Origin of the sequence: Streptomyces flavochromogenes (assembly GCF_000717595.1) — a bacterium.
Lineage (GTDB): Bacteria > Actinomycetota > Actinomycetes > Streptomycetales > Streptomycetaceae > Streptomyces > Streptomyces flavochromogenes.
Map to the genome: position 1 here is coordinate 37197 of NZ_JNZO01000006.1, position 25542 is coordinate 62738.

Here is a 25542-nt window from a genome sequence, read left to right on the forward strand (position 1 = left end):
CTATGCCAGGGTGATCGAGTCCCCCGAGACGGTGATCTGCTCGGGCGGCAGCGGGCGCGGGGCCGGTCCCGCCACCACCGCGGCGTCGGTGACGCTGAACTTGGAGCCGTGACAAGGGCAGTCGATGGTGCCGTCCGCGACCTTGTTCACCAGACAGCCCTGGTGGGTGCAGACCGCGGAGAACGCCTTGAAGTCACCGGCCGTGGGCTGGGTGACGACCACCTTCTCCCCGGCGAAGACCTTGCCGCCGCCCACCGGGATGTCGGCGGTCTTGGCCAGGGCCTTGCCTCTGGGAGCACCGGGGGAGGCGCTCGTCTCGGCGGGGGCGCTCGGGGTGGCCGGCGCACTCGTGCCGGGAGCGCTCGTGCCGGCGGTGTCGCCCGGGGTGGCCGGTGCGCCGGTGGTCGTACCGCCGTCGCCTCCGTCGTCCGAGCCGCAGCCCGCCGTCAGGGCCGCGGCGGCGACCAGGACGGTACGGCGGCTCGTGGCGCGTGAGGTCAGGTTCGTGACGCGTGAAGTCATACGGCCACCTTGGCGCCGCCGGGACGCCGGGTCCCGCAACACGCCTACGCCCGGAGGGTCAGCTCCCTCGCACGGCCGTCCGCGCCACGCCGCACCTCCAGGACCGAGGTCACCGCGTCCCGCTCGATCGGCCCGTACACATGAGGGAAGAGCGTCCCTCCCGAGCCCTCCCAGCGGACCTCCCCGGCCAGCCGCTCCTCGTCGATCACCAGCACCAGGAGCGGGCCCGGGACGTCCCGGTAGCGGGCGTCGGCGATCACGAGGGCCGCGGCCTCGTCCGGCGAGCAGTGGACGAAGCCCTCGGCGCCGAGGGACGCCGGGGCGTACGGGGCATCGGGGGCGGCGGACCAGTCGGCCAGCGGTACGACGTGCAGCAACATGTCGACAGTTCTACCCCGCGGATCATCCGGGCGAGGCCTGTACCCCGAGTGGCGGAGCACCCCGGTTCGGGTGACATTGGGCGTGATCCGAACCGGACGAAAGGCAGGACCATGGCGGGAAACGACCTCGGCGGGCTCCTCGGGAGTCTCCTGGGAGGTCCCGGCGGACAGAGCGGTGGCGGTGCCGGCGGCATCCTCGGCTCCCTGATCGGCGCGCTCGCGGGCGGCCAGGGCGGGGGCGGCGCGGGCGGTGCGTCGAACCCGCTCGGTGGACTCCTCGACATGCTCACCAGGTCGGGCCTCACCGACCAGACCCGGTCCTGGGTCGGCACCGGTGAGAACCAGCCCGTCAGCGGCGCCCAGATCGCCGAGGCCCTCCCGGACGAGACCCTGCGGAAGGTGGCCCAGGACGCCGGCGTCAGCCCGGAGGAGGCCGCCGACCGGATCGCGCAGTCGCTGCCGCAGGCCGTCGACAAGCTGACGCCGACCGGCTCGATGCCCCAGGGCTCCCTTGAAGACATCATCCGCGAGCAGAATCTCTGACCGGCGAACCCGGGTTCCCGGCCTCCCGGGGCTCCGAAGGCCCTCGCGGCGCCCGTCCTCCGTCTCGGAGAGCGGGCGCCCCGGCACGCCCTCCGGCCCCTGACTAGGCTGAACGGAGCACTGACGCAGGCGAAGGAGCACGACGTGGCGGTACGAGCGGTCCGAGGAGCCGTCCAGCTGGAGCGGGACGAGGCCGGACACATGAGCGAGCAGGTCGAAGAGCTGCTCACCGCCGTCCTCGAGCGCAACGGACTCGACGCCGACGACCTCATCAGCATCTGGTTCACGGCCACCCCCGACCTCCACAGCGACTTCCCCGCCGCCGCGGCCCGCCGCATCGGCATCGTCGACGTCCCCCTGATCTGCGCGCAGGAACTCGACATCGAGGGCGCGATGCCGAGGGTCGTCCGGCTCCTCGCCCATGTCGAGACCGAACTTCCCAAGTCCCGGATCGCGCACGTCTACCTCGGCGCCGCGGCCGCTCTGCGCAAGGACATCGCCCAGTGAGAACAGCGCTCGTCATCGGCACCGGACTGATCGGCACCTCCGCCGCGATCGCCCTCGCGGGCAGGGGCGTCACCGTCCATCTGCGCGACCACGACCCGGCGCGCGCCAGCACGGCCGCCGCGCTCGGCGCCGGCACCGACGAGGCGCCCGAGGGGCCCGTCGACCTCGTCATCGTCGCCGTGCCCCCGGCGCACGTGGCCGCCACCCTCGCCGAGGCCATGACCGCCGGGCTCGGGCGCGGCTACCTCGACGTGGCCAGCGTCAAGGGCGGCCCCAAGCGCGAGCTGGAGGCCCTGGGCCTCGACCTCACCGCGTACATCGGTACGCACCCCATGTCCGGCAAGGAGCGCTCGGGCCCGCTCGCCGCGACCGCCGACCTCTTCGAGGGACGCCCCTGGGTGCTCACCCCGACACGGGACACCGACACCGAGGTCCTCAACCTCGCTCTGGAGCTCGTCGCGCTGTGCCGGGCCGTCCCCGTCGTCATGGACGCCGACGCCCACGACCGCGCGGTCGCCCTGGTCTCCCACACCCCGCAGCTGGTGTCGTCGATGGTCGCCGCGCGCCTCGAGGAGGCCGACGAGTCGGCCGTACGCCTCTGCGGGCAGGGCATCCGCGACGTCACCCGGATCGCGGCCTCGGACCCGCGCATGTGGGTCGAGATCCTGTCCGCGAATCCCGGCCCCGTGGCGGACGTCCTCTCCGGCGTCGCCGCCGACCTCGACGAGACCGTCCGCGCGCTGCGCTCCCTGCAGTCCGCCGACGAGGACAAGCGCCGGGACGGCGCCTCGGGCGTCGAGGACGTGCTGCGCCGCGGCAACGCCGGCCGCTCCCGCGTCCCCGGCAAGCACGGTGCCGCGCCCACGGCGTACGAGACGGTCGCCGTCCTCATCAGCGACCAGCCGGGCGAGCTGGCCCGGATCTTCGCCGACGCGGGCCGGGCAGGGGTCAACATCGAGGACGTCCGCATCGAGCACGCGACGGGGCAGCAGGCCGGTCTGGTCCAGCTGATGGTGGAACCCTCGGCGGCACCGGGGCTGGGGGCGGCGCTGCAGGAACGCGGCTGGGCGCTTCGGACAGGCTGACGCGCCCCGGCCCCGGCGGCGGGGGGCCGCTCCCGTAGGGCCCCGCGGGACGCGGCGCGCGGCGGGGCGGCGGGGGCCCCGTAGAGGTGGGGCCGGGCGGGGGCCGGGGACTCGGTAACCTTGTGGAGGTCCCCCGCATCCTGCCGGGCCCGTCACTCACCCCCAGGAAGGTGTTCCCACCGTGGAATCCGTGATCGTCGCCATCGACGGGCCCTCCGGCACGGGCAAGTCCAGCACCTCGAAGGCGGTCGCCGCCAAGCTGGGTCTGAGCTACCTCGACACCGGTGCCCAGTACCGGGCGATCACCTGGTGGATGATCAGCAACGGTGTGGACGTCCACGACGCCGACGCCGTCGCCAACGCCGCGGCCAAGCCGGTCATCGTCTCCGGCACCGACCCGGCGCGGCCCACGATCACCGTCGACGGCGCCGACGCCGCGGGCCCCATCCGGACCGAGGAGGTCACCTCCAAGGTCAGCGCCGTCAGCGCCGTCCCCGAGGTGCGGAGCCTGATCACGGAGCTCCAGCGGTCCATCGCCCGCAGCGCGGAGCACGGCATCGTCGTCGAGGGCCGGGACATCGGCACCACCGTCCTGCCCGACGCCGATCTCAAGATCTTCCTCACCGCCTCGCCCGAGGCCCGTGCCGCCCGCCGCTCCGGCGAGCTGAAGGGCGTCGACGTACAGGCGACGAAGGAGGCCCTGGTCAAGCGGGACGCGGCCGACTCCAGCCGTAAGACCTCGCCGCTCGCCAAGGCGGACGACGCCGTCGAGGTCGACACCACCGAGCTCACCCTCGACCAGGTCATCGAATGCGTCGTCACCCTGGTGGACGAGAAGAGGACGGCCGCCAAGTGACCGTGCCCTCCGGGAAGGGCGCCGCCGTCGGCCGACGCATCGGCATCGGCCTGATGTACGGCTTCTGGAAGCCGCGCGTCCTCGGCGCCTGGAAGGTGCCGGCCACCGGCCCCGCCATCCTCGCCGTCAACCACGCGCACAACATCGACGGCCCCATGCTCATGGGCACCGCACCGCGCCCCGTGCACTTCCTCATCAAGAAGGAGGCGTTCGTCGGCCCGCTCGGCAGCTTCCTGGAGGGCATCGGGCAGCTCAAGGTGGACCGCGACAGCACCGACCGCACGGCGATAGGCAACGCCCTGGGCGTCCTGGAGCAGGGCGGCGTCCTCGGGATCTTCCCCGAGGGCACCAGGGGCGACGGCGACTTCGCCTCGCTCCGCTCGGGCCTGGCGTACTTCGCCGTCCGCAGCGGAGCCCCGATCGTCCCGGTGGCCGTCCTGGGAAGCACCGACCGCCGCGGACGGTTGGTCAAGGCACTGCCTCCGCTGCGCGGCCGCGTCGACGTCGTCTTCGGCGACGCCTTCGACGCGGGTGACGGCTCCGGCCGGCGCACGCGCAAGGCGCTCGACGAGGCCACCGTACGGATCCAGGGGAAGCTCACCGACCACCTGGAAAACGCCAGGCGTCTCACCGGGCGCTGAGCGAGACTTTCAGTAGTGGGCCCCGCGGCCCGGGGACCCACCGACCACGAATGATCAAGGAACGGACTTCATGAACGACCAGCACGACCACGGGGCACTTGGCGACGCCGAGTACGCGGAGTTCATGGAGCTCGCCTCCGAAGAAGGCTTCGACGTCGAAGAGGTCGAGGGCGCGATCGAGGAGGCGGGCCACGGCCCCCTCCCCGTCCTCGCCGTCGTCGGCCGTCCGAACGTCGGCAAGTCGACCCTGGTGAACCGCATCATCGGCCGCCGCGAGGCCGTCGTGGAGGACAAGCCGGGCGTCACCCGCGACCGCGTCACCTACGAGGCCGAATGGGCCGGGCGCCGCTTCAAGGTCGTCGACACCGGCGGCTGGGAGCAGGACGTCCTCGGCATCGACGCCTCCGTCGCCGCCCAGGCCGAGTTCGCCATCGAGGCCGCCGACGCCTGTCTCTTCGTGGTGGACGCCACCGTCGGCGCCACCGACACCGACGAGGCCGTCGTCAAGCTGCTGCGTCGCGCCGGCAAGCCGGTCGTCCTCGCCGCCAACAAGGTCGACGGACAGTCCGGCGAGGCCGACGCGGCCATGCTGTGGTCCCTGGGCCTCGGCGAGCCGTTCCCCGTCTCCTCGCTGCACGGCCGCGGCACCGGCGACCTCCTCGACGAGGTCCTGAAGAAGCTGCCCGAGGCCCCCGAGCAGCGCTTCGGCAACGCCGTCGGCGGCCCGCGCCGCATCGCTCTCATCGGCCGCCCGAACGTCGGCAAGTCCTCGCTGCTCAACAAGGTGGCGAACGAGGACCGCGTCGTCGTCAACGAGCTGGCCGGCACCACCCGCGACCCGGTCGACGAGCTGATCGAGCTCGGCGGCGTGACGTGGAAGTTCGTCGACACCGCCGGTATCCGCAAGAAGGTCCACCTCCAGGAGGGCGCGGACTACTACGCCTCCCTGCGGACGGCCGCCGCCGTCGAGAAGGCCGAGGTGGCCGTCATCCTCATCGACACCACCGACAACATCTCGGTCCAGGACCAGCGCATCATCACGATGGCGGTCGAGTCGGGCCGCGCCATCGTCATCGCCTACAACAAGTGGGACGAGCTCGACGAGGAGCGCCGCTACTACCTCGAGCGCGAGATCGAGACCGAGATGCAGCAGGTCGCCTGGGCGCCCCGCGTCAACGTCTCCGCCAAGACCGGCCGCCACATGGAGAAGCTGGTACCGGCCATCGAGACCGCCCTCGCCGGCTGGGAGACCCGTGTCCCCACCGGCCGGCTCAACGCCTTCCTCGGTGAGATCGTCGCGGCCCACCCGCACCCGATCCGCGGCGGCAAGCAGCCCCGCATCCTCTTCGGCACGCAGGCCGGCACCAAGCCGCCCCGCTTCGTGCTCTTCGCCTCCGGCTTCCTCGAGGCCGGCTACCGACGCTTCATCGAGCGCCGCCTCCGCGAGGAGTTCGGCTTCGAGGGCACCCCGATCCACATCTCGGTGCGCGTGCGCGAGAAGCGCGGCCGCAAGAAGTAGTCGGTCCGTCCGGGCCATATGGACCGGGGACACGGCGGAGGGCCGGGGCGCGATCGCCCCGGCCCTCCGCCGTTCCCCCGGTGTGCCGTGTGCCTAGACGCCCCTGCGGGGCCCCGGCGGCAGGGCCGCCTGGGTGTGGGTGTGCGTCGGCGGGTACGGGGCCGACCACGCCGCCGGATACGCCGACGTGTACCGGCTGCCCTGCCCGTGTCCGTACACGCCCGTGCTCACCGCCGTACCGAACGCCCGGAACGTCAGCTCCTCCTCGCCGCTGCGGTCACCCGGCAGCGTGCGGAACGACCTGCGGTACTCCGAGTACAGGGCGTCGTAGATCGGCGTGGGCGAGGCCCCCGCCGTGACGTCCTGCGCAGGGCGCATCGAAGGGATCTGGCTCGGATACGGCGGGAGGAAGGGGTCGTATGGGTGCACGTAGGTGCCAACGACCCCGCCGCCCGTCGGATGCGGGCGGCTCTCCGAAAGGAGCGCAGGCCGGGGACGCGGCACCGTCGGGGACGCCGGACCGGCGGACCCCGTCGGTACGCCGGAGACCCGCGCCCACCCTATGCCCGGCCGGCTGCCCTCCATCAGGTACCGGCCAGCGGCATCGCGGCGGCGACCAGGCGCCCGTTCGCCGCGGCCTTCTCCAATGCGTCGCGCAGCAGGTCCTCGCGCGGCTGCTGGCCGATCGAGCCGACCGGGGCGGCGAAGACCAGCACCGTGTGCGACTTGTTGGCCGCCGCACGCCAGCCCTCGGTGACCTGGAGCGGCTGGTGCGCCTGCCACCAGGCGGCCTGCCCGGCGCCGCCGGGGCCGGGCTGGAGGACGGAGTGCAGCTGGCCCATGGCGACCAGGACCGACCAGCCCGGCAGCGCGGCCGGCTTCTCGTCGAGGTTCATGACCTGGTGGAAGCCCTGGTCGGCCAGGAGCGGCAGGAACTCGTCGGTGAGGCCGTCCGAACCCGGACGGGCCACCGGCGCGGTCGGCTCCACGACGAGCGCCGGGTGCAGCTCGCCCTGGATCAGGACGAGACCGCTGGTGACGCCGAGCACGGCCTGCTCGGGGTGGGCGGCGGACAGCGCGTCGGCGGTGTCCGAGGCCGTGATGGAGGCGACGGCGCCCTGGAGCTGCTCCTCGGCGACCCGGACGACCTGCGACGGAATGCAGCTGGCGTGGGCGAACGCGAGGACCGCGGTCTCGTCGCCGACGAACAGCACCGTGCTGGTGCGCTCCTGCCCGGAGTCCCCCGGCGTGCGGCAGGAGGTGCAGTCGTAGCTGCCCGGGGCGTTGTCGCCGGCGAGCAGCCGGTCCGCTTCTTCGTCGCCGATCTCGGCGCGTACGTCCTCGCTGACGTCGAGCATGCGCGGCACGGGGGGCTCCCTGGACTCGGTACGGGGGGACGCCGGGCCGTTCCCGGTCGTCTCATGACGAGTTCAACGGGTCAGGCTCGGCCGGGGTCACGCGTGGAAGCGAGGCAACTTGGCACCGGCCCGTGCGGAAGCGGGGCAGCGGGGCTCCGGGGAGGCCCGGAACGCGGGTGACTCCGACCGGGTGGGGTGTGAACAGTGTTCCGCGCGGCACGGACCGCGGGCGGCGGGGCGCTGCCTAGCCTGCCCCGATGTCGAAGATCCGATTTTGGACGGCGGGTTCGCTTGTGGCGGCGTCCGCCGCCGCGCTGCTGACCCTGGCCCCGGCACCCGCCCTGGCCCGGGACGTGGCGGCCGGGCCCCGGACCACGTCCACCGTGCTCCGGGACGTGGCCGAAGGGCTTCGGGCGGCCGCGGCCGTGCCCGCCTATCCCTGCGCCAAGGACCAGTGGCCGTGGGGCTGTGTCGCCGAGTGCGAGAGCAGCGGGGACTGGCACATCAACACCGGGAACGGCTTCTACGGCGGGCTCCAGTTCTGGCACCCGACCTGGGTCGAGCACGGCGGACTGCGGTACGCGCCCCGCGCCGACCTGGCGACCCGCCCCCAGCAGATCGCCGTCGCGGAGGAGGTGCTCCGCACCCAGGGATGGGGGGCCTGGCCGGTCTGCTCCAAGCGGTACGGGCTGAGCGGGCGCGCCCACACCGTCCAGCCCGGCGACACCCTCAGCTCCATCGCCCGCCGCTTCGGGATCAAGGGCGGCTGGAAGGCGCTGTACGCGGCGAACCGGAGCCTCGTCGGGCCCGATCCGAACCGGGTCGTCGTCGGGACGATGCTGCGGATCGGCCCGCTGTGACGGGACTCGGGGCCGTCACCCGAGTTCGGTCCGCTCCCCGCTGAACGCGAGGGATCCGCGCCGCAGCTCGTGCACGAGAGTCCCGGGCGGCAGTCCGTCCGGGACCCGCTGCTCCGCCAGGACCACGGCGGCGCCGCCCTCCACGGCGAGTGCCGCCAGCCCTCGGTACGTGCGGGCGGCGACCGGCGGCGCCAGGCCGAGCGACGGTTCGTCGACCAGCACCACGCGCGCGTGGCGGGGGAGAAGGGCCCGGGAGAGGGCCAGCATGCGGCGCTCACCGCCGGAGAGGGTCCCGGCGGTGCGGTCGAGGAGGGGGACGAGCTCGGGGAAGGGGGGCCGCGCCCCGGGACTTGTGAGCGCGAGGTTCTCGGCGACGGTGAGGCCCGCGTACACCGCTTGCAGGTCCGGTACGAAACACAGCCCGCGGCGCGCCCGCTCGTGCGCCGGGAGGAGGGTCACGTCGGCGCCCCGCCACAGGACCCGGCCGGCGGTGAGCCGTACCACGCCGGCGAGGGCGCGCAGGGCCGTCGTCCGTCCCGAGCCGTTACGGCCCAGGAGGACGGTGACCGTGCCGGCGGGGACGGGCAGGTCGAGGCCGTGCAGGGCCTCCAGGGGGCCATAGCCGACCCGGGCGGCGCGCAGGGCGATCTCGACGCTCATGACACGATCCGGCCGCCTTCCATGGTGTGCACGGTGTGGGCGATGCCCGCGACGAGATCCGGGTCGTGTTCGACGACCAGGACGGTCAGGCCGTCCGCGGCCAGCGCGGCGAGGACCCGGGCGAGGGCGGCCGTCTCGGCGGCGTCGAGACCGGCGGAGGGCTCGTCGAGGAGCAGGGTGTGCGGCTGCCCCGCGAGCGCGCGGGCCAGCTCGACCCGGCGCAGGGTCCCGGTGGGCAGGCCCGTCGCCGCGGCGTGCCGTACGGATCCGGCGAGGCCGAGGAGACGCAGGCTCCGCTCGACCGCGGCGGGGTCCTTTCGGAGGTGGCCCTGCTCCTCGCCGAGGCGGACGTTCTCCTCGACGGTGAGGGACGGGAAGACGGCGAGGCGCTGGAAGGTCCGGGCGATGCCGAGGCGGGTGCGGGCGTGGGCCGAGCGGTGGGTGATGTCGGTGCCGTCGAGGGTGATCCGGCCCTCACGGGGGCGCAGGGTGCCCGCGAGGCAGTCGAAGAGGGTGCTCTTGCCGGCGCCGTTGGGGCCGACGAGGGCGGTGACGCGGGAGGGGGCGAGGTCGAGGGTGACGCGGTCGAGGGCGGTGACCCCTCCGGGGTGAATGACGGTGAGGTCGTGGGCATGGAGGCGGGGGACGGGCGCGCGGGCGTGGACCGCGGGCCGGTGGGAGGGGGTCCGGCCTTCGGCACGACGGGGCTCCCCGCCGGCAGGGGCGGTGCGGCGGGGCACGAGGGCCCTCGGTCCTCCCGTGGGGCGCGCGCCGCCGTCGGCGGCCGCGGGTGCGGGGTGCGTCTGGGGGAGCAACGTCGTCAGCGGGGGGATTCTGGCCGTCAGGGTGGCAAGGAGGCCCAGGGCCAGGGCCGCCGTGCCCGCGTACGCGCCCGCGTCGAGGGTCGTCAGGAGGGCCGCCGCCGCCAGCGGTGTCAGGAGGCTGTCCGCGCCCAGGACCAGGACCGCGGCGAACCACAGCAGGCCGCGGACGGGGTCGTACGCCTCCGGGTCGAAGGCACGCAGGCCCATGCCGAGCAGGCCGCCGCCCAGGGCCGCCAGGGCCGCGCCCAGGACGAACGCGAGGAGCTTCAGGCCGGGGACCGCGACACCCGCCGCCTCCGCGCCCGGCTCGTGGTCCCGCAGCGCCGCGAGCGCCCGGCCCGTCCGGCCCCTGCGGAGGGCCGCCACCAGGGCCAGACAGCCCGCGAGGACGACGAGTTCGAGGGCGTAGAAGGCGCGGTCGTCGGAGAAGCCCGCCGGGCGGCCGAGGGACAGGCCGGCCGTCGCGTACGGCTGGGTGAGGACGAAACGGCTCACCGCCACGCCCGTCGCCAGCGTCACGAGCGCCAGGGCAAGGCCGTGCCGGCGGATCGCCGGCCAGCCCGTGAGCAGGCCCACCGCCCCGACCAGCGGCACCGCCAGGCCGAGGGCGAGGAGGCCCGGGACCCCGCGTGCCGTGAGCAGCGCCGTGAACAGGGCGCCCAGGCCCGCGTACGCCGCCTGCCCGAGCGTGATCTGCCCGCCCCGCCCCGCCACCACGACCAGGGACAGCAGGATCACCGCGAGCGCCGGGACCTGGATCGCCGTGTGCAGGTCCGAGCCCGCGAAGCCCAGCGGGAGCAGGAACAGCAGGCCCACGACGAGCCACACGGCCCCCGGCACCCGTTCCGAGCGCACCGGCGGCGGCAGCGCGTCCCGGCCCTTGCCGCCGATCCCCGGCAGGACGAGGGCGGCCACCAGGAGCGCCGCCACGAACAGGTTCGCCCCGACGGCCTGGACCAGCGGTCCCGCCCATCCTTCCGGGTGCAGCCGGGTGAGCTGGGCCTGGGCGACGCCGATGGCGAGCGCGGCGGTCACCGCGACCGGCAGGGACCGCATCCGCGCGATGACGGCGACCGCGATCACCTCGACGACGAGCAGCGACATCCCGTAGGGGTCGAGCCGTACGTACGGGGCGAGGAGCACCCCGGTGAGCCCGGCGGTGAACGAGCCGAAGGCCCAGCCGGCCGCCGCGACGCGGTCCGCGTCGATCCCGGAGAGCACCGCGAGCGGCCGGTTGTCGATCACGGCCCGCAGCTCCCGCCCGAACCGGGTCCACCGGGTCACCGCGCCCACCAGGCAGGCGAGCACCACCACCGCGCCGAGTTGCGCCCAGGGATCGTCGCCGAGGAGCACGGGTGCGTCGTCGCGCGCCCCCGGGCCCCAGAGCAGCACCGCCGCGCCCACGAGCAGCACGAAGACGCCGATGGAGGCCACCAGGGACTGCGCCGGGTTCGCCTCCCGCCGGGCGAGCGGCCGGAACACCCCGAGGTCCAGGACGAGTCCGATGCCGGGGGCGAAGACGAGAAGGGTGACGAGGGCGCCCACGGGCAGCGGCCAGCCCCAGACGACCACCAGCTGGCGGAGCACGTACGCGCAGATCATGGCCACCGCGCCGTGGGCCAGGTTCAGGACGCCGGTCGCCCGGTAGGTGACGATCAGTCCGATCCCGGTGAGCGCGGCGGCGCTGCCGACCGCGAGGCCGGCGAGCGTCAACTCGTACGTCAGGGAGGCCATCAGGGCGGCCACGGCTCGCATACCGGACAGGGGGCCAGGACCGCTTCCCCCACCTCCGTCGCCTCCGGCTTGCCCGTGATCAGCGGGCAGTCCGGGCGGTGCGCGAGCGTTCCGCCCGGGACGCGGAGCGGCGGACCGTCGGAGGAGGGCGGGGGAGTCTCCTGCATCGCGGGGCCGTCCTCCGCCGCGGGGCCGTCCTCCGCCGTCCTCGGGCCGTGCGGTTCCGGCGGGCGTACGGGAAGGGCGTACGCCGTCACCACGAGGATCGCGCCCGCCACGATCAGGGCCGCGCCCGGCACCGTGCACGAGGCCAGATAGGGCAGCTGTCGCTCCGCGAACCGCTCGCCGGAGATCCCGTACCAGCCGAGCACGCACAGCACCGCGCCCCCGGCGGCCGCCACGAGACCGCTCCACAGCAGGGTCCGGGATGTCGGCACGGCGACCTCCCTCGTCTCTTCCTCACGCTATGCCCTGATCTTGCACTATGCCCCGATACGTCCCACCCTGGAAGCATCGGGCCGTACGGCCCGGAGGGACACCGGTGGTGAACCAGATGGTTTTCGCACGACTCGGCCGACGCCCCCGGCTCGCCGCCCTCGCGGCCGCCGCCGTCCTGGTGCTCACCCCCGTCGTCGCGGGGTGCTCCGACGACGGTGCCGGTGGTGGCGAGGGCCGCTACGACGGCACCGAGACCTCCGCCGCGCCCACGGGGGGCGACGAACCCGACGACCCCGCCGCCGCCAAGGCGGAGATCACCAGGAACTGGACGGCGTTCTTCGACCCCGGAACCCCCGCCGCCGAGCGGGTGAAGCTCCTGGAGAACGGGGAGCAGATGCAGGGCGTCCTCGCCGCATTCGGCGGCGACAAGAACGCCGCCATGACCTCGGCGAAGGTCACCGGCGTCGAGTTCACCTCCGCCACCGAGGCCAATGTGACATACGACCTGCTGGTCGGCGGAGCCCCCGCGCTGCCCGGCTCGCAGGGCACGTCCGTCCTCCAGAACGACACCTGGAAGGTCACCGTGAAGACGCTGTGCGGCCTCGTCCAGCTGAGCGGTGTCACCGTTCCGGGCTGCTGAGGCGGGAGCGGCACTGCTCCTGGCCCTGCTGCTCCTTCTTCTCACGGCCTGCGGCAGCCGGCTCCCGGAGCGTGCCTTCGAGACGCGGCCCACCGCCCACCCCTCCGGCGGTGAGCCGCTCCGCGTCGGGATCATCACCAGCGTCACCAGCCCCGTCGGCGGACAGGCCTTCACGGGCACGCGCGACGGCGCCCGCGCCTACTTCGACGCCCTCAACGCGCGCGGTGGCCTGGACGGGCGCCGGGTCGAGGTCGAGACCTGCGACGACGGCGGCAGCGGTGTCGGGAACAACGCGTGCGTGCACCGGCTGATCGACGAGCGAGGGGTCTTCGCCCTGGTCGCCACCACCGCCCTCGACTACGCGGGCGCGCCCCTCGTCTCCCGTGCCGGGGTGCCCGACATCGGCGGCCAGCCACTCACCCCCGCGTACGACACCTATCCGCATCTGTACGGGATCTACGGCAGCTCCGCCCCGCGCACCGGGAAGGAACCCGGCTGGGGCGGGGTCCTGTACGGCGGGACCGAGGTCTACCGCTGGTTCGCGAAGGAGAAGGGGGCACGGACCGCCGCCGTCGTCTCCTACAACCAGAGCGCGTCCGCCGCGTACGCCCGGCTGGTCACCCGGGGGCTGCGCGCCGAGGGCTACCGGGTCGTCGGGGAACAGGTGGACTTCGCCCTGCCCAACTTCCGCGCGGTCGCCGCCGATCTGCGGGCCCAGCACGTCGACGTCCTCTTCGACGCCATGGACACCCACGGCAACGTGCGCCTGTGCGAGGCGATGGAGGACCTCGGCGTACGGGTCGACGCCAAGGTCACCAACGTGCAGAACTGGTCCTCGTCCGTCGCCCGCGACTACGCCCGCGCGCCCGGCTGCCGGGACGCCCTCTGGGTGACCGGCGCGAGCCGCAACCACCAGGACACCGGGAATCCGGCGGTCCGCGAGTTCCGGGCGGCGATGGGGGAACGGCCGCTGTCGCAGTGGCAGCTGGAGGGCTGGGCGGCGGCGATGTGGTTCACCGACGCGGCCCGCTCCTGCCTCGCCGGGCGCGGAACCGACGGCGGGGACAGCGGCGGGGGGAGCGGTGCCGCCGGCGGCGGAGGCAACGGTGACGCCGGCGGTGGGCTCACCCGCGCGTGCGTGGAGGCGTACATGAACCGCCCGGAGGCGTACACCGCGCGGGGACTGCTGCTCCCCGTCCGCTACGAGCACCTCGCGCGACCGCCCGCGACCCGGAACACCTGTCTCTCCGTGGCCCATTGGCAGGACGGCCGGGGCTGGGTGAGCCAGGGCGAGATGACGAAGAACTGCGCGACCGTGCCCCAGCTCGGCTACCGCCCCTGACGCCTCGTCGGCCACGGGCCGTGAACGGCCCCCCTCCACCGGCAGTACAGTCGGGCGACCGATCAACTGACCGGGGGGAACCGGCAGCGCGATGCGTATTTCCTTTCTGCTCCACAACGGCTACCACTACGGCGGCACGATCCGGACGACGTTCACCCTCGCCGAGGAACTGGCGAAGCGTCATGAGGTCGAGATCGTCTCGGTGTTCCGCCACCGCGACCGCCCCCTCCTCGGCCTGCCCTCCGGGGTGACCCTGCGGCACCTCGTCGACCTGCGCGAGGACAGCCCCGGATACGACGGCGGCCACCCCGACTTCCACCGGCCCGCCGAGGTCTTCCCGCGCGGCGACGGACGCTGGAAGCAGTACAGCGCGCTCACCGACGCCCGGATCGGGGAGCACCTGCGCGGCGTCGAGGCCGACGTCCTCGTCGGCACCCGCCCCGGGCTCAACGTGCAACTCGTCCGACAGGCCCGGCGGGGGCCGGTCCTCGTCGGACAGGAGCACCTGATCCTCGACGGCCACACCTTCCGGCTGCGCCGGGACATCGGCCACGAGTACGCGCTGCTCGACGCCGTCACCACCGTCACCGAGGCGGACGCCCGCGCCTACCGGAAGCTCGGGCTGCCCGGCGTACGCGTCGAGTCCGTGCCCAACAGCGTGCCCGCGCCCCCGGTGCCGCCCGCCGACCCCGCGGCGAAGACCGTCGTCGCGGCGGGCCGGCTCACCCGCGTCAAGCGGTACGACCTGCTGATCGACGCCTTCGCCGAGGTGGCGGCCGACCACCCGGAGTGGAGGCTGCGGATCTACGGCAGCGGCGACGCCGTCCAGAACCTCAGGGGGCCGCTGACCCGGCAGATCAAGGACCGGGGCCTCGGCGAGCAGGTCTTCCTCATGGGGTCGGCGACTCCGCTGGAACCGGAGCTGGCCAAGGGCTCGATCGCCGCGGTGACCTCGCAGCGCGAGTCCTTCGGCATGACCATCGTCGAGGCGATGCGCTGCGGACTCCCCGTGGTCTCCACCGACTGCCCGCACGGACCGGGCGAGATCATCGAGGACGGGGTCGACGGCTTCCTGGTGCCGGTCGACGACGTGACGGCGTTCGCGCGGGCACTGCGCCGACTCGTCGAGGACGACGAACTGCGGGCCAAGACGGCACGGGCGGCGCTCGACGCGTCCGACCGGTTCGACCCGGTCCGGATCGCCGCCCGGCACGAGGCGCTGTGGACGGAGCTCGTCGAGCGGGGCGCGAGCCTGCGCACCCACCCGCAGGGCCGGGTGGCGCTGCACACCGGGACCGGTCGCGTGATCGACGCGGTCTACGCCCTGAAGGCGCGGGCCGGCAGGCTCGTCCGCCGCTTCCGCTGACCGGCCGCCCCCCCCGGGACGCCCGTTCATCGAGGACAGAAGTCGTCCGCGAGGGCTGGCAGACTCGGGATCATGTTGGAGACCTCCGCACGGCTCTTGCGTCTGCTCTCGTTGCTCCAGGCCCACCGCGAGTGGTCCGGTGCCGACCTCGCCGACCGGCTCGGGGTCACGCCCCGCACCGTACGGCGGGACGTCGACCGGCTCCGTGAGCTCGGCTACCCGGTCAACGCGAGCCCCGGGACCGGCGGCGGGTACCAGCTGGGTGCCGGGGCCGAGCTGCCGCCGCTGCTCCTGGACGACGAGGAGGCCGTGGCGGTCGCCGTCGGCCTGCGCGCCGCCGCCGGGCAGGGGGTCGAGGGCATCGGCGAGAGTTCGGTACGTGCCCTGGCCAAGCTGGAGCAGGTGCTTCCGGGGCGGCTGAGGCGCCGGGTGAGCGCCCTGAACGCCTTCACCGTCCCGATGCTGCGCACGCCGCGCGAGCGGATCGACCCGGCCGTCCTCACCGAACTCGCCAACGCCTGCCGGGACACCGAACGGCTCCGCTTCGAGTACCGGGACCACGGCGGGGCCACCACCCGCAGGAACGTCGAGCCGCACCGCCTGGTCTGCAGCGAGCGGCGCTGGTACCTGGTCGCCTGGGACGTGGACCGGGCCGACTGGCGCACCTTCCGGGCCGACCGGATCGTGCCGACGCCGCCGCACGGGCCCCGTTTCCCGCCCCGCGAGCCGCCCGCCGAGGATCTGGCCGCCTACGTGGCGAAGGGCGTGTCCACCTCGGCGTACGCGACCGAGGCGACGATCCGGCTGCATGTGCCGCTCGCCGAGGCCGCCGCGGCCGTCGGAGCGGCCGACGGCGTCCTGACGGCGGACGGTGAGGACGCCTGCCTGCTCCGGACGGGGGCCCACAGCCTCGATGTGATGGTGATCCACGTGTCGCTGATCGGCTTCGAGTTCGAGGTGCTCGACCCGCCCGAGCTGGTCGACCGGGTACGGGCGCTCAGGGACCTGTTGTCCCGTTCCCTCGACCGGTCCGCCTCCGCTCCGGCGGAGGGCTCGTGATCCGCATCCGCTCGTAGGCCGCGAACTCGGGGTGGTGCAGGTCGAAGGCCGGCGCCTCGGAGCGGATCCGGGGGACGGCCTCGAAGTTGTGCCGGGGCGGGGGGCAGGAGGTGGCCCACTCGAGGGAGCGGCCGAAGCCCCACGGATCGTCGACCTCGACCTTCGGCCCGTACAGCGTGGTCTTCCACACGTTGTAGAGGAACGGCAGGGTGGACGCGCCGAGCAGGAAGGCGCCGATGGTGGAGACGGTGTTGAGGGCGGTGAAGCCGTCCGCCGCCAGGTAGTCGGCGTACCGCCGGGGCATGCCCTCCGCGCCGAGCCAGTGCTGTACCAGGAAGGTCAGGTGGAAGCCGATGAAGAGGGTCCAGAAGTGGATCTTCCCGAGGCGTTCGTCGAGCATCCGGCCGGTGAACTTGGGCCACCAGAAGGTGAAGCCGGCGAAGGTCGCGAAGACGACCGTGCCGAAGACCGTGTAGTGGAAGTGGGCGACCACGAAGTACGAGTCGGTGACCTGGAAGTCCATGGGCGGCGAGGCGAGGATCACTCCGGTCAGGCCGCCGAAGAGGAACGACACCAGGAAGCCCACGCACCACAGCATCGGGGTCTCGAAGGAGAGCGAGCCCCGCAGCATCGTCCCGGTCCAGTTGAAGAACTTCACCCCGGTGGGCACCGCGATCAGGAACGAGAGCAGCGAGAAGAACGGCAGCAGCACCGCGCCCGTCGCGAACATGTGGTGGGCCCAGACGACCACCGACAGGCCGGTGATCGCCATGGTGGCGGCGATCAGCGTGGTGTAGCCGAAGATCGGCTTGCGGGCGAAGACCGGGATGATCTCGCTGACGATCCCGAAGAACGGCAGCGCGATGATGTAGACCTCGGGATGACCGAAGAACCAGAAGAGGTGCTGCCAGAGCAGCGCGCCGCCGTTCTCGGGCTGGAAGACCACCGAGCCGAGGCGCCGGTCCGCCTCCAGGACGAGCAGGGCCGCGGCGAGCACGGGGAAGGCGACGATCACCAGGACCGCCGTGAAGAGCACGTTCCAGGTGAAGATCGGCATCCGGAACATGGTCATGCCGGGCGCCCGCATCCCGATGATGGTCGCGAGGAAGTTCACCGACGTCAGGATGGTGCCGAAGCCGGAGAGCGCGAGCCCCACGATCCACAGGTCGACGCCGACGCCGGGGGACCGTTCCAGGCTGTTGAGCGGGGCGTAGGCGGTCCAGCCGAAGGCGGCCGGGCCGGTCGGGGTGAGCAGCGAGCCGATCACCATCAGGCTGCCGAAGAGGAACAGCCAGTACGAGAACATGTTCAGTCGGGGGAAGGCGACGTCGGGCGAGCCGATCTGCAGCGGTACCAGCTCGTTGGCGAAGCCGGCGAAGGTCGGTGTGGCGAAGAGCAGCAGCATGATCGTGCCGTGCAGGGTGAAGGCCTGGTTGAACTCCTGGTTCGTGAGCAGCTGGAGTCCGGGGCGGGCCAGCTCGGCCCGCATCAGCATCGCCATCAGTCCGGCGATGAGGAAGAAGACGAACGCGGTCACCAGATAGAGGTGCCCGATCTTCTTGTGGTCGGTGGTGGTGAGCCAGTCGATCAGGATCCGGCCGTGCCGCTCGCGGCTCGATTCGACGGTCGCGGTCGCTGTCCCGTTGCCCATCCGCTGCCTCCGCTTCGCGGTCGTCCCGGCTCCGCGTCTCCGGGCGTTCGGACAGCGTAAGCATTGTGTAAGGGAAGAGTGAGCGCCTCGCGTGCGCGTCGCCGAGACAATTCGGGACGGGCGGAGCGGGAAGAGTCGAATTACCCGCGTTCCGTCGGCACTTCCGGCCCCGTGGTGCGAACTGCCGGATGCCCTTCGGAATTACTGGAGAAACGGCCGGAATCCGTGTCCCGAAGTGACCGGGATCATGCCGAACATATGTCGAGAACTTGTGACACAAGCGTGACCGCCAAGGGACTAACGTGAGGGCCATGGCACCCACATCGCGCACTCCCGAACCGCCCCGCGACGCCCCCGAGTCCTATGTGGGCCTGGACGCGGACGGCGCCGCACGGCTCGCCAGGACGCGGGGCTGGAGCACCGTGAGGTCGCTCCCGCCCGGCTCGATCATCACGATGGAGTACCTCGCCGGACGCATCAACTTCGAGGTCGAGGGCGGCACGGTCACCCGCTGCTGGCTCGGCTGAGGGACCGGCGCCGGACGCACCGGGCGCGCTCGGTGCGTCCGGTACCCGGGCATACGGAAGGGCCCCGGCCGATCCATCGGCCGGGGCCCTTCCGTATGCGGGTGGGCAGACGCTCGTGGTCAGCCGCGGGTCGCCGGGGCGCGGCCGCCGGCCACTCCCGTGCGGGTCGCCGCAGCGCGCCCGCCGGCCACTCCGGCCGGCCCTCGGACCGGCTCCTCGGACCCGGGCGGACGCTGCGGGAAGTACCCCGGGCGGGGTCCTCCGGAGGCCACGGGCAGCGAGGGAACCAGACGGCGGCGGTCCCGCAGCCGGTCCCGTACCCGGTCGCGCAGGGTGAGGATCCACGACTCCGCCACGGCGAGGACCGGCTCGCACCAGGGCAGGGCGAGCAGGATCAGCAGTCCGGCGGCCCAGCCCAGGAGGACGTCGCTCAGCCAGTGCGTGCCGAGGTAGACCGTGGTGAGTCCGACGCCGAGCGCGACCACGGCGGAGAGCGCCGACAGATAGCGCCTGGCCCTCGGAGTGGTCGCCAGATAGGCGAGGATGCCCCAGGTCACGACCGCGTTGGCGGTGTGACCCGAGGGGAATATGTCGCCGCCCGCGAAGAGCTCGGCAGAGCCGACCTCGGTCGCGTAGTGGGGTCCGAGACGGCCGAGCCCGAGCTTGACCGCGCCGACCGTGACGTTGAGCAGCAGGAGGGCGGCGCCGAGGCAGAGCAGGGGCCGCAGCGTGTGCTGGCGCCAGGAGCGCCAGCCCAGCCAGGCGGCCACCATGACGGCCGTGGGGCCGCGCTGGCCGAGGACGACGTAGTAGTCGAGGAAGCCGTGGATCTCCGGCCACTGCTGATAGGGCCGGAAGAGCATGATCTTCCAGTCGAGGGTCACCAGCCACGTCGAGAGCAGCACGGCGACGACCATGGCGAGATAGAACGCCGACGTCCCGCCGAAGAGGGCGAGACGCGTGCGGGTCATCCGCGGGACCTCTATCTTCGGCGGTTCCGGCTCCCGGTCCAGCCGGGCAAAGATGTCGGTACGCACCCAATGGACGTTACAGGGAGTGAGAAGCAGACCCGGTCGTTCCGGTCTGTTCGTGATGTTGATGTGATGTGGAGTAGGTCTCAGTCGGCGGCCTATTCCTGTCGTCCGTCAGGAAATCCGATGACCTTCCGCCCTATTGTCGCGGAGTCGTTTCCGGAAGAGTGTTTGAATGCTCGGGAATTGCTTCAAACAGGTGTCCGTACGGAATTCCATGCGACGCGCGGCCCGCCCCGAGTGGCGTACGCCACACCGCGTGGCCCGCCGGGGTGAGAGCTGCACCACGCGCTCGGGCCTTGAACTCGCGTACGCTGACGGCTCACTCGCCCGTCGATGCCGGGCCACCCCAGGGGCATAAGCCCTGGTCGGGGCCCGCCGAGCGCGAGAGCTTCACTGGGAGGTACGTACATGTCGCGGACGAACACGGCCCCAGCACGACCGCGTGCCGCAGCCGACGGCGGAGCCAACCGCTGGGTCGTCCTCGTCGTCCTCTGCGTCAGCCTTCTCGTGGTCGCCCTCGACGCGACCATCCTCCATGTCGCGATCCCCTCGCTCACCGAGGACCTGCGCCCCAGCTCCACCTCGCTGCTCTGGATCGTCGACGCCTACCCCCTGATCTGCGCCTCGCTCCTGATCCTCTTCGGCACCCTCGGGGACCGGGTCGGGCGGCGCAGAATCCTCCTCCTCGGATACGCGCTGTTCGGCATCGCCTCGGCGGTCGCCGCGCTCGCCACCGAACCCTCCGTCCTCATCGGGGCCCGGGTGCTCCTCGGCGTCGGCGGCGCCATGATCATGCCCGCCACGCTCTCCATCCTCCGGGCGGTCTTCCCCGACCGGCGGGAGCGCGCCACCGCCATCGGGATCTGGACGGCGGTCGCCGCGATAGGGGCCGCCACCGGACCCGTGCTCGGCGGCTTCCTCGTCGAGCACTACTGGTGGGGCTCCGTCTTCCTCATCAACATTCCGCTGATGGCGCTGATCCTGCCGCTCGGTCGCCGCCTCCTCCCCGAGTCCCGGGGAGCCGCCGACGGACCCTGGGACGTCCTCGGCGCGCTCATGGCCGCCGCCGGTGTGCTCGGCTGCGTCCTCGGGGTCAAGCGGGCCGGCGCCGGCGAACCGCTCCTCGCGCTCCCGACCGCCGGGCCGCTGCTGCTCGGTGCCGCGCTCCTCGTCCTCTTCGTGCGACGCCAGAGGCGACGGCCCCACCCGCTGATCGACATGCGCCTCTTCTCCCGCGCCGCCTTCACCACCTCGGTCGGCTGCATCGTGCTCGCGATGCTGGCCCTGGTCGGCCTGCAGCTCATCGCCGTCCAGTACCTCCAGCTGGTCCTCGGCCTCAGCCCGCTGGAGACCGGGCTGCGCCTCCTGCCCCTCACCTTCGCCGCGATGGCCGCCGGCGCCACCGGCTCGTACACCCTGCGCAGGATCGGACCGCGCCGGATGGTCGGCTGGGGCTTCGTCCTCACCGCCGCCGCCGTGCTGCTGCTCACCTTCATGGGACAGCACGACCGGCCCCTGCTGCTCACGGTGGGCTTCGTGCTGCTCGGCTTCGGCCTGCAGACCACGCTGTTCTCGGCGTACGAGTCGATGCTCAGCGAGGCCCCGCAGCGGAGCGCCGGCGCCGCCGCCTCGATCGGCGAGACCTCGTACCAGCTCGGCGCGGGCATGGGTACGGCCCTGCTCGGCAGCGTGATGAACGCGGCGTACGCCCCCGGGCTCGCCGCCCTCCCCGGGGTGCCCGCGGAGGCGAGCCGGGCCGCCGCGAACTCGCTCGGAGAGGCCTATCAGGTCGCCGATCAGCTCGGCGGCGCGGCCGGCGGCGCGCTGTACCAGGCCGCCCGGCACGCCTTCGTGAACGGGCTGCACATCACGCTCTTCGTGAGCGCGGGGCTGCTGCTGCTCGGCGCGGCGATGGCCCGGCGCCTGCCCCGGGTGATGGAGTGCCCGGTGAATCCGGAGGAGACGATGTCCGCCGGTGTCCCGGAGGCGGAGCCGCCGGCGCGGTCGAAGCCGGCTCTGTCCGAGGCGGCCGGGTTCGCGGCGGACGAACTCAAGACGGCCGGGTCCGAGGCGGCTGGATCCGAGACTGCCGGCTTCAAGACGGCCGGGTCCGAGGCGGCTGGATCCGAGCCCGTCCGGTCCGCGCCGGTGCTCTCGAAGTCGACGGGGGCCGTGAGGTCCCCGGATTCGTCCGAGGCGCCGCGGCTCGCCGACCCGTCCGAGCCGCGGGTGCCCGCGACCCGGGAAGCGATCGAGCCCGCCGGCTCGGGGCGTCCGGCGCACTGACCCGATCCCTCGGGGGGTGCCCGGCCGGCCGGCGGACCCGCTCAGCTCTGGTTGAAGAAACCGTCCTGCTGGCGGCGGCCCGTCTCACCGGTGACGATCTGGGTGTCGGCGGGGGTCAGCAGGAAGACCCGCGTGGCCACGCGCTCGATCGAACCGCGCAGACCGAAGGCGAGACCGGCGGCGAAGTCGACCACGCGCTTGGCGTCGTTCGGCTCCATCGCGGTCAGGTTCACGATCACCGGAACACCGTCACGGAAGAGCTCGCCGATGCCCCGGGCGTCCCGGAAGCCGTCCGGGGAGACGGTGGCGATCCGCCGGCCCCGGTCCTCGGCGGTGTCCGTGGCCACCCGGACCCGGGGGTCCGTCACCCAGGCGTCGCCGCCCTCGGCACCGTCGGCGTACTCGTCGTCGTAGTAACGCTCGTCGTTGTCCTCGACGAGTCCCAGCCAGGCACTCGCCTTGCGCACCGATCCCATGGACGCCTCCTTTCACGCGGTCACTTGTGGTTCCGCAATCCCTATCGTCCTTCATGATGCGGATCGCGCGCCAAGTGGATAGTCGGCGCGCAGGGGATTCGTGACGGTACTGGTGCAGAACGTGAGCACCGTTTCCTGGTGATTCGTCAGGAAACTTGCGGTATGCGGGGCCTGAGGGAGGGCCATGTAGCTGAAAATATGAAAGTCGGGTCACAAGGGTGACGATGGGCGCGTACGGGTGAACGGATCCGCTCGCTACGATGCCGCGAGGCCGTCCGGCGGTCCATAGCCCGGCCCAGATTCACGACTCACGGGGGAGTCCATGTTCGGAATCGTCAGACCCTGCACCCATCGGCTCACCGACGGGCTCAAGACCGAGTGGATGGCCCATCTCTGCGGCCTCTGCCTGGCACTTCGCGCCGACCACGGCCAGTTCGCCCGAGTCGTCACCAACTACGACGGGCTCATCGTCTCTGTTCTGACGGAGGCTCAGACCGGTGTCACGGCGGCAGGCCGTCGCACGGCCGGGCCCTGCGCGCTGCGCGCCATGCGGACCGCCCCCGTGGCCAGGGGCGAGGGCGCCCGGCTCGCCGCCGCCGTCTCGCTGGTCCTCGCCTCGGCGAAGGTACGGGACCACGTCGCCGACCGGGACGGGCTGTTGGCCCGACGGCCCGCCGCCGCCGCGGCCCGCCGCGTCGCCCGCTCCTGGGACAAGGCAGGGGCCAGGACCGGCCGTGCCCTCGGCTTCGACACCGCCGTCCTCGTCGACGCCGTCGACCGCCAGACCGGGATCGAGGCCCTCGCCGGACCCGGCACCTCCCTGCTCACCGTCACCGAACCGACCGAGACCGCCACCGCGGCCGCCTTCGCGCACACCGCGGTCCTCGCCGGACGGCCCGGGAACGCGGAGCCGCTCGCCGAGGCGGGCCGGCTCTTCGGACGCCTCGCCCACCTCCTCGACGCCGTCGAGGACCAGACCGCCGACGCGGAGAAGGGTGCCTGGAACCCGCTCACCGCCACCGGCACCTCCCGAGAGGAGGCCCGCCGGCTCGCCGACGACGCCCTGCACGGCATCCGCCTCGCGCTGAGGGACGCAGAGTTCGTCGACGACAAGCTGGCGCATGTGCTGCTCGCCCATGAACTCCGTACCTCGGTGGACCGCGCCTTCGGCACGACGACCTGTGCGCACGGGGCGCCGGGCGCGGGGCAGGGGCCGGGGTACGGGCAGGGGCCGGTGCCGGTGCCGGGCAATCCGTACGCGGGCGGGGCGCCCGGCCCGTACCAGCCCCACGGCGGCGGTGGCGGGAACCCGTACGGCGGCGGCCACGGCGGCCAGGGCGGATCCGGCGGCCAGGGCGGATCCGGTGGATTCGGCGGGCCCGGCGGGCTGCCGCCGCAGTTCGGCGGCGGCGCCCCGCAGGCACCCAAGCCACGCGGCTTCCTCGCCGGGTGCGCCATGTTCACCTGGCTCTTCTGCACCTGCCAGATCTGCTGTGCCAAGGAGTACGAGGGCCCCTGGTCCCGCAAGAAGCGCGAGGGCTGCTGCCGGGACTGCGACTGCGACCCCGGCTGCGGCAACTGCGACTGCTGCTGCCCCTGCGACGGCTGCTGACGGACCGTCGGTCCGCCGCAGCTTCGCCCCACCGGAGCCCGTTCCCGTTACCTCTCCGGCGCCGGGAGCTCCGGCGGGGAGATCTGCGACGTGGCGATGCCCGATCCCGTCACGCCCTACTTCCGCAGGATCCTGTCGTACGTCCCGTCCGCCTTCAGGCCGTTCACCGCGGCCTGGAAGGCGGGCGCGAGCGGCGTGCCCTTCTTGAAGGCGAAGCCGACGTCGAGCCGTCGGTACTCGTTGAGGAACTTCACGTTCTTCTGCTGCGTCACCGCGTACCGCACCCCGTTGATCGTGTTCATCACGACATCGCTGCGGCCCTGCTGGAGCGACATCCAGATCGCCCCGGTCTCGCTGTAGACGTTCACCTCGTACGGCTTCTTACCCGCCTCCGCGCACCGGCCCTTGTTCTGCTCCAGGGTCCGCTCGAAGGTGGTGCCCGCGTTCACGGCCACCTTCAGGCCGCACAGCTGCGTGAGGTCGGTGACCGCCTTCAGCGGACTGTCCGCACGGCTCGCGAACCCCTGGCCGTCGTTGATGTAGGTCACGAAGTCGATGGCCTTGCGCCGCTCCTCGGTCACGCCGAAGTTCCCGGTGCCGACGTCGTACTTGCCGCTGCCGAGCGCCGGCAGGATCGCCTCGAACCCGACCACCTCGCGCTTGAGCTCCAGGCCGAGGGCCTTCGCCACGGCCGCGGCGAAGTCGGCGTCGACCCCCACGACGGTCCTGCCGTCGGGCAGGTACGCCGAGCTGGGCGGGGTGGCGACGGACGAGGCGATCGTGAAGCTGCCCCGCTGCCGCACCTCGGCGGGCAGCAGCTTCGCCGCCGCCTCGTTCCTCTTCACCGCCGACACGACGTCCTCCGTCGGGAGCGTGCCCTTCGCGGCCCCCGCGGCACCCGGCGCCCCCGAGGCGCCGGCCGGTGCCGTCGCGGGATCCCCGCCCGCGCAGGCGGTCAGGGTGAGGGCGGCGCCGGTGATCAGGGCGAAGACGAGGGCGGTGCGTGCGGTGCCGGGACGCGTGCGCGTGGTCATGGCTTCGGGTTCTCCAGGGATTTCTCGAACGGCAGCGGGCCGATCGACTCGGGATCGGCGGACACGTCGAAGAGCGGGCGGTAGCCGCTCGCCAGATAGAGGCCCCTGGCCTCCGGCTGGCGCGGTCCGGTCGTGAGATAGAGGCGGGAGTAGCCGCGGGCGGCGGCCTCCCGTTCGAGCACGGTCAGGACCCGGCGGGCGAGTCCGCGCCTGCGGTGCGCCGAACTGGTCCAGATCCTCTTCAGTTCGGCGGTGTCGTCGTCGTAGCGGCGGTAGGCGCCGCCCGCCACGGGCCGGCCCTGCTCCAGGAGGAGCAGGAAGGCGCCGTGGGGCGGGGCGAACTCCTCCGCCGGGTAGCGGCTCAGATCGTGCGCGGAGCCGTACCGGGTCGTGTACTCGTGCGCCAGCTCGTCGAGGAGCGGGCGCGCCAGGGGGTCGGTGGTCGTGGTCCGGTGCACGGACAGCGCGAAGGTCATGACGGTCCTTCAGGACGAAGGAGTGGCAGCCCTTCAGAACGAGGGAGGGCGGCACGGCAGAGCGAGGGGAGGGGAGAGCTCAGGCACCACGAGGGGCCTGGATGTGAAGGCG

General features: G+C 72.9%; 25 protein-coding genes and 1 pseudogene. 14 read left to right on the forward strand and 12 right to left on the reverse strand.

All coding sequences use genetic code 11. The features are described from left to right. Positions 1-522, reverse strand: coding sequence for a Rieske (2Fe-2S) protein (locus tag IF00_RS0107865; RefSeq protein WP_167346848.1), 522 nt, complete (start codon positions 520-522; stop codon positions 1-3). A gap of 44 nt (positions 523-566) precedes the next feature. Next, positions 567-902, reverse strand: a complete 336-nt coding sequence (locus IF00_RS0107870) for a DUF952 domain-containing protein (RefSeq protein WP_030315681.1) — start codon at positions 900-902, stop codon at positions 567-569. Positions 903-1013: 111 nt separating this feature from the next. On the opposite strand from IF00_RS0107870, the gene IF00_RS0107875 reads away from it, so the two are divergent. The 6 genes from IF00_RS0107875 (at position 1014) to der (ending at position 6053) form a co-directional block, all read left to right on the forward strand. After that, positions 1014-1445, forward strand: a complete 432-nt coding sequence (locus IF00_RS0107875) for a YidB family protein (RefSeq protein WP_030315682.1) — start codon at positions 1014-1016, stop codon at positions 1443-1445. A gap of 144 nt (positions 1446-1589) precedes the next feature. Then, positions 1590-1952, forward strand: coding sequence for a chorismate mutase (aroH, locus tag IF00_RS0107880; protein ID WP_030315684.1), 363 nt, complete (start codon positions 1590-1592; stop codon positions 1950-1952). Continuing rightward, positions 1949-3037, forward strand: a complete 1089-nt coding sequence (locus IF00_RS0107885; protein WP_030315686.1) for a prephenate dehydrogenase — start codon at positions 1949-1951, stop codon at positions 3035-3037. The genes aroH and IF00_RS0107885 overlap by 4 nt, the downstream gene beginning before the upstream one ends. A 181-nt stretch (positions 3038-3218) precedes the next feature. After that, complete coding sequence (gene cmk / locus IF00_RS0107890) at positions 3219-3893, forward strand: (d)CMP kinase (protein WP_037637765.1); 675 nt, start codon at positions 3219-3221, stop codon at positions 3891-3893. Further along, the gene (locus tag IF00_RS0107895; protein ID WP_051819978.1) at positions 3848-4534 is read left to right on the forward strand and encodes a lysophospholipid acyltransferase family protein; all 687 of its coding nucleotides are present in this window, start codon (positions 3848-3850) and stop codon (positions 4532-4534) included. The genes cmk and IF00_RS0107895 overlap by 46 nt, the downstream gene beginning before the upstream one ends. Before the next feature lie 70 nt (positions 4535-4604). Then, complete coding sequence (gene der / locus IF00_RS0107900; protein WP_030315694.1) at positions 4605-6053, forward strand: ribosome biogenesis GTPase Der; 1449 nt, start codon at positions 4605-4607, stop codon at positions 6051-6053. Between the two features lie 93 nt (positions 6054-6146). Here the strand turns inward: der and IF00_RS0107905 are convergent, their stop codons facing one another. Beyond that, positions 6147-6431 (reverse strand): hypothetical protein, encoded by a 285-nt coding sequence (locus IF00_RS0107905; protein WP_106975782.1) that lies wholly within the window; start codon positions 6429-6431, stop codon positions 6147-6149. A gap of 206 nt (positions 6432-6637) precedes the next feature. Then, complete coding sequence (locus tag IF00_RS0107910) at positions 6638-7420, reverse strand: hypothetical protein (protein ID WP_030315700.1); 783 nt, start codon at positions 7418-7420, stop codon at positions 6638-6640. A gap of 248 nt (positions 7421-7668) precedes the next feature. On the opposite strand from IF00_RS0107910, the gene IF00_RS0107915 reads away from it, so the two are divergent. After that, complete coding sequence (locus IF00_RS0107915; protein ID WP_030315701.1) at positions 7669-8271, forward strand: LysM peptidoglycan-binding domain-containing protein; 603 nt, start codon at positions 7669-7671, stop codon at positions 8269-8271. A gap of 15 nt (positions 8272-8286) precedes the next feature. Here IF00_RS0107915 and IF00_RS0107920 read toward each other — a convergent pair whose 3' ends face one another. From IF00_RS0107920 to IF00_RS0107930, 3 genes are read right to left on the reverse strand one after another with little or no spacing between them, the layout of a single operon-like run. Beyond that, the gene (locus tag IF00_RS0107920; protein ID WP_030315703.1) at positions 8287-8931 is read right to left on the reverse strand and encodes an ATP-binding cassette domain-containing protein; all 645 of its coding nucleotides are present in this window, start codon (positions 8929-8931) and stop codon (positions 8287-8289) included. After that, complete coding sequence (locus IF00_RS0107925; RefSeq protein ID WP_030315705.1) at positions 8928-11489, reverse strand: ABC transporter permease subunit; 2562 nt, start codon at positions 11487-11489, stop codon at positions 8928-8930. The genes IF00_RS0107920 and IF00_RS0107925 overlap by 4 nt, the downstream gene beginning before the upstream one ends. Then, positions 11489-11926, reverse strand: coding sequence for a hypothetical protein (locus tag IF00_RS0107930; protein ID WP_030315706.1), 438 nt, complete (start codon positions 11924-11926; stop codon positions 11489-11491). Before IF00_RS0107930 ends, IF00_RS0107925 begins: the two co-directional genes overlap by 1 nt. A gap of 116 nt (positions 11927-12042) precedes the next feature. Here IF00_RS0107930 and IF00_RS0107935 point away from each other — a divergent pair, with 116 nt between their 5' ends. The 4 genes from IF00_RS0107935 (at position 12043) to IF00_RS0107950 (ending at position 16334) form a co-directional block, all read left to right on the forward strand. After that, positions 12043-12567, forward strand: a complete 525-nt coding sequence (locus tag IF00_RS0107935) for an MTB12 C-terminal domain-containing protein (protein ID WP_037637822.1) — start codon at positions 12043-12045, stop codon at positions 12565-12567. Then, complete coding sequence (locus tag IF00_RS0107940; RefSeq protein WP_030315710.1) at positions 12545-13909, forward strand: ABC transporter substrate-binding protein; 1365 nt, start codon at positions 12545-12547, stop codon at positions 13907-13909. Before IF00_RS0107935 ends, IF00_RS0107940 begins: the two co-directional genes overlap by 23 nt. Before the next feature lie 91 nt (positions 13910-14000). Then, on the forward strand, positions 14001-15275 hold the full coding sequence (locus IF00_RS0107945; protein ID WP_030315712.1) for a glycosyltransferase family 4 protein: 1275 nt from the start codon (positions 14001-14003) through the stop codon (positions 15273-15275). A gap of 72 nt (positions 15276-15347) precedes the next feature. Beyond that, positions 15348-16334, forward strand: a complete 987-nt coding sequence (locus IF00_RS0107950; protein WP_030315714.1) for a helix-turn-helix transcriptional regulator — start codon at positions 15348-15350, stop codon at positions 16332-16334. On the opposite strand, the gene ctaD is transcribed toward IF00_RS0107950, so the two are convergent. Then, positions 16273-17985: an aa3-type cytochrome oxidase subunit I gene (ctaD, locus tag IF00_RS0107955; protein WP_030315715.1), complete on the reverse strand. Its 1713-nt coding sequence runs from the start codon at positions 17983-17985 to the stop codon at positions 16273-16275. The genes IF00_RS0107950 and ctaD overlap by 62 nt on opposite strands. A 311-nt stretch (positions 17986-18296) precedes the next feature. Here ctaD and IF00_RS0107960 point away from each other — a divergent pair, with 311 nt between their 5' ends. Continuing rightward, positions 18297-18512, forward strand: coding sequence for an I78 family peptidase inhibitor (locus IF00_RS0107960; protein ID WP_030315717.1), 216 nt, complete (start codon positions 18297-18299; stop codon positions 18510-18512). A 119-nt stretch (positions 18513-18631) separates the two neighbouring features. Here IF00_RS0107960 and IF00_RS0107965 read toward each other — a convergent pair whose 3' ends face one another. Then, positions 18632-19483, reverse strand: coding sequence for a phosphatase PAP2 family protein (locus IF00_RS0107965; protein ID WP_388308937.1), 852 nt, complete (start codon positions 19481-19483; stop codon positions 18632-18634). Positions 19484-19954: 471 nt separating this feature from the next. Here IF00_RS0107965 and IF00_RS0107970 point away from each other — a divergent pair, with 471 nt between their 5' ends. After that, on the forward strand, positions 19955-21832 hold the full coding sequence (locus tag IF00_RS0107970; protein WP_030315725.1) for an MFS transporter: 1878 nt from the start codon (positions 19955-19957) through the stop codon (positions 21830-21832). A 41-nt stretch (positions 21833-21873) separates the two neighbouring features. Here IF00_RS0107970 and IF00_RS0107975 read toward each other — a convergent pair whose 3' ends face one another. Then, positions 21874-22308 carry a cell division protein SepF gene (locus IF00_RS0107975; protein ID WP_030315727.1) on the reverse strand — a complete coding sequence of 145 codons (435 nt, stop codon included), beginning with the start codon at positions 22306-22308 and terminating at the stop codon, positions 21874-21876. A gap of 322 nt (positions 22309-22630) precedes the next feature. Here IF00_RS0107975 and IF00_RS0107980 point away from each other — a divergent pair, with 322 nt between their 5' ends. After that, entirely contained in the window at positions 22631-23920 is a 1290-nt protein-coding gene (locus tag IF00_RS0107980) for a DUF5685 family protein (RefSeq protein WP_030315728.1), read from the forward strand. Positions 23921-24039: 119 nt separating this feature from the next. Here IF00_RS0107980 and IF00_RS41030 read toward each other — a convergent pair. After that, positions 24040-24954: pseudogene (locus tag IF00_RS41030) on the reverse strand (ABC transporter substrate-binding protein); the annotation flags it as partial. After that, entirely contained in the window at positions 24951-25430 is a 480-nt protein-coding gene (locus IF00_RS0107990) for a GNAT family N-acetyltransferase (protein ID WP_030315730.1), read from the reverse strand. The pseudogene IF00_RS41030 and the gene IF00_RS0107990, both read right to left, overlap by 4 nt. Positions 25431-25542 lie beyond the last annotated feature (112 nt).